Consider the following 3,089-nt stretch of genomic DNA (forward strand, 5'->3'; position numbering starts at 1 on the left):
TCGAGCCGCTGCTGCCGAAGCACGAGCGGCGGCTCCGGCACCCGGGACGCAAGCGGATCGATGACCGCAAGACGCTGCAGGGTGTGCTGTTCGTCCTCTACACCGGCATCCAATGGGAGTACCTGCCGCAGGAGTTGGGGTTCGGCTCCGGTTCCACCTGCTGGCGGCGGCTGGCCGAATGGCAGCAGGCCGGTGTGTGGAACGACCTCCAGCGGGTGCTGCTGGACCGGTTGCGGGAGGCCGACCGCCTGGACTTCTCCTGCGCCACCATCGACGCCTCCCATGTGCCGGCCAAGCGGGGACGCAGCAGCCCAAAAGTCGGTCCGAGCCCGGTTGACCGCGGGCGGCCGGGCTCGAAGCACCACGTGCTGACCGACGCACACGGCACCCCGCTGCGGGTGTCGCTGACCGGCGGCAACCGCAACGATGTCACCCAGCTCCTGCCGCTGGTCGACGGTGTGCCGCCGGTGCGGGGCAAGCGGGGCCGGCCCCGGCGCAAGCCCCGCGCGCTGTATGCCGACCGCGGCTACGACCACGACAGCTACCGCCGCCGTCTGCGGGAGCGCGGCATCGTCCCGAAGATCGCCCGGCGCGGACAGCCGCACGGCTCGGGCCTGGGCCGCATCCGGTGGGTCGCCGAGTCCGCCATTGCCTGGCTCCACGGCCCCCGCCGCCTACGGACCCGCTGGGAGACCCGGGACGACATGCACGACGCCTTCCTCCAACTCGCCCACTGCATGACCCTCGCCCGCAAGCACCCAGCATTCTGAAAGGACCCCTAATAGGGCTTGGTCAGGTAGGTGATGCTCTGGCGTGTCGGAGTGAGGGCAGCGGTGTCCGGCACAGCGGGCACCGCCCCGCCCAGCAGGCCAGCAGGACCTGCAGCGCGGCCACGACCTGGTAGGTCGTCAGGCCGCGGCCGCTGCCCTTGGGGACAGCCGCTCCAGGGTGCAGAACGCCTGGGCGACCGAGGCCAGGGTGAGGTGCCGCAGGAAGCCCTGGTAGGTGCGGCCCTCGAAGTCGCCCAGTCCCAGGGCGGTCTTCAGCTCCCGGTAGTCGTGCTCCACCCGCCAGCGGATCTTCGCCAGCCGCACCAGCCGACGCAGCGGGATGTCCGCCGGCAGGGTGGACAGCCAGTACTTCGTGGGCTCCTCCTCGCCGGCCGGCCACTCGGCCAGCAGCCAGCACACCGGCAGGTCCTCGCCCCGGTACGCCCGGCGCAGCCGCACCCCGGCCGGGCGCACCCGCAGCGCGGCGAACCGCGCGCGCAGCGGGCCCTTGCTGCCGGTGCGCCAGGTGACGCGGTGCAGCGCACCGCGTCCGCCGCCGGTGACCAACTCCCGTACCGAGACGGGCCGGTCGCGGTAGCGCGGCACCGGCTTGCGGCCGGTGCCCGACCACGGCGGGGCGATGCGCTGCGCGGTCCCGGGCAGCACCGCGGTGTCCGAGCGCACCCCGACCACGTAGGGGATGCCGCGCTCGGTCAGCGCCAGGCGGAAGGCGCCGTCCTGCCCGTAGCCCTCGTCGGCCACCACCAGCGGCGGATCCAGCCCCCAGCAGCGCAGCTCGTCGACCATGTCGAGGGCCAGCTGCCATTTGGGCACGTGCCCGACATCGTCGGGGATGCGGGCCCGCAGCCTGCGCCGGGCGGCCCGCTCGGGCTCGCCGGCCCGCGCGGGGTCCCACTCCTCGGGCAGGAACAGCCGCCAGTTGACCGGGCACGAGGCGGCATCGGTGACCAGGTGCACGCTCGGCGCGACCTGGCAGTTGGCGGTCTTGCCCAGCGCCCCGCAGTACTGCGCGGCCACCCCCGGCGAGGCGTGCCCGTCCTTGGGGAAGGACACGTCGTCGATGACCCAGGCGGCCGGGCGGATGACCGGTTCCATCTTCCAGGCCAGCTCGGCCAGCACCATCGGGTGCGGCCACGGGGAGTCGGCCAGGAACTGCTGCAGCCCCTGCCGGTCCACCCCCAGCCGGGCGGCCATCGGCTCCATCGACTTGCGCCGGCCCTCGCCCAGCAGCCCGCGCACGTACCGCTCACCCCACCGCCGCTGGTCGGACCGTCCCAGCGGGGCGAACACCTCGGCCGCGAACGCCGCCAACCGGTCCCGGACCTCGGCAAGCTCCAGCGGGGTCATGGCCCTCACCTCCGCGAGGTCGACACGCCGTCCACCTTCCAAGATAACCAAGCCCTACTAATACTCCAGTGAGATTTCGTGTCCTGAGCTGGTGGTTGTCGTTGTCCGGGTATGGAGGCGATAGCTGAAGTCGACCAGTGGCAGGGTGAGTTGGAGTCCGTGTTCGCGCGGGTGGCGGGCCGGTTCGCCCGCGTGGACCTGCGTCGGCGGATGCGGGACTACGTCCGCGGTCTGCTGGCGCCGGTGGGACGCAAGAACGGCTGGCAGCTGGCCGAGTGGGCCGGCCACCACGACCCGGCAGGTCTGCAGCACCTGCTCAACGGCGCCCGGTGGGACGCCGATGCGGTCCGAGACGATGTCCGCGACTATGTCGCCGAACGGCTCGGCCCGGGCGGGGTATTGATCATCGACGACACCGGGTTCATCAAGAAGGGCACCACCTCGGCGGGGGTGGGCCGGCAGTACACCGGCACCTCCGGGAAGATCGACAACTGCCAGATCGGGGTGTTCGCCGCCTACGCCACCGGCTCGGGCCGAGCCCTGGTGGACCGGGAGCTCTACCTGCCGAAAGCCTGGACGTCCGATCGTGACCGCTGCCGGGCGGCGAAGATCCCCGACGAACGCGGCTTTGCCACCAAGGGGGAACTGGCCCGGGACATCGTCCGCCGCTGCCTGGCGGCCGGCCTGCCCGCCGCCTGGGTCACCGCCGACGAGGCCTACGGCCAGGACTGGCACTTCCGCCGCCTGCTCGAGCAACTCGGCCTCGGCTACGTCGTCGCCGTGCCCAAGTCCCAGCAGATCAAGTCACTGGCGGGCATCTGGCGCATCGACCAGCTCATCGAGGAAGCACCCGGTGATGCCTGGCAGCGGCTGTCCTGCGGGGACGGGGACAAGGGCCCGCGCGTCTATGACTGGGCCGCGGCCAGACTGCCCGCCAACCTGATCTTCGAC

Annotated in this window: 3 protein-coding genes; 2 read left to right on the forward strand and 1 reads right to left on the reverse strand. The window is 72.2% G+C overall.

Features of this window, described 5'->3' with window-relative positions:
• Positions 1-770 (forward strand): IS5 family transposase (locus C1I97_RS34170; RefSeq protein WP_111006876.1); only part of this gene is annotated, 770 nt, incomplete at its 5' end.
• Between the two features lie 138 nt (positions 771-908).
• Here the strand turns inward: C1I97_RS34170 and C1I97_RS34175 are convergent.
• Positions 909-2,138, reverse strand: coding sequence for an IS701 family transposase (locus C1I97_RS34175; RefSeq protein ID WP_111006877.1), 1,230 nt, complete (start codon positions 2,136-2,138; stop codon positions 909-911).
• A gap of 111 nt (positions 2,139-2,249) precedes the next feature.
• Here C1I97_RS34175 and C1I97_RS34180 point away from each other — a divergent pair.
• A partial coding sequence (locus C1I97_RS34180; RefSeq protein WP_111006878.1) for an IS701 family transposase occupies positions 2,250-3,089 on the forward strand: 840 nt, incomplete at its 3' end.

Origin of the sequence: Streptomyces sp. NTH33 (assembly GCF_003236365.1) — a bacterium.
Classification (GTDB): Bacteria; Actinomycetota; Actinomycetes; order Streptomycetales; family Streptomycetaceae; genus Streptomyces.

Bases quoted from the DNA above. Each gene is read 5' to 3' on its own strand.
- C1I97_RS34175 (WP_111006877.1), bottom strand. From the start codon at position 2,138: ATGACCCCGCTGGAGCTTGCCGAGGTCCGGGACCGGTTGGCGGCGTTC.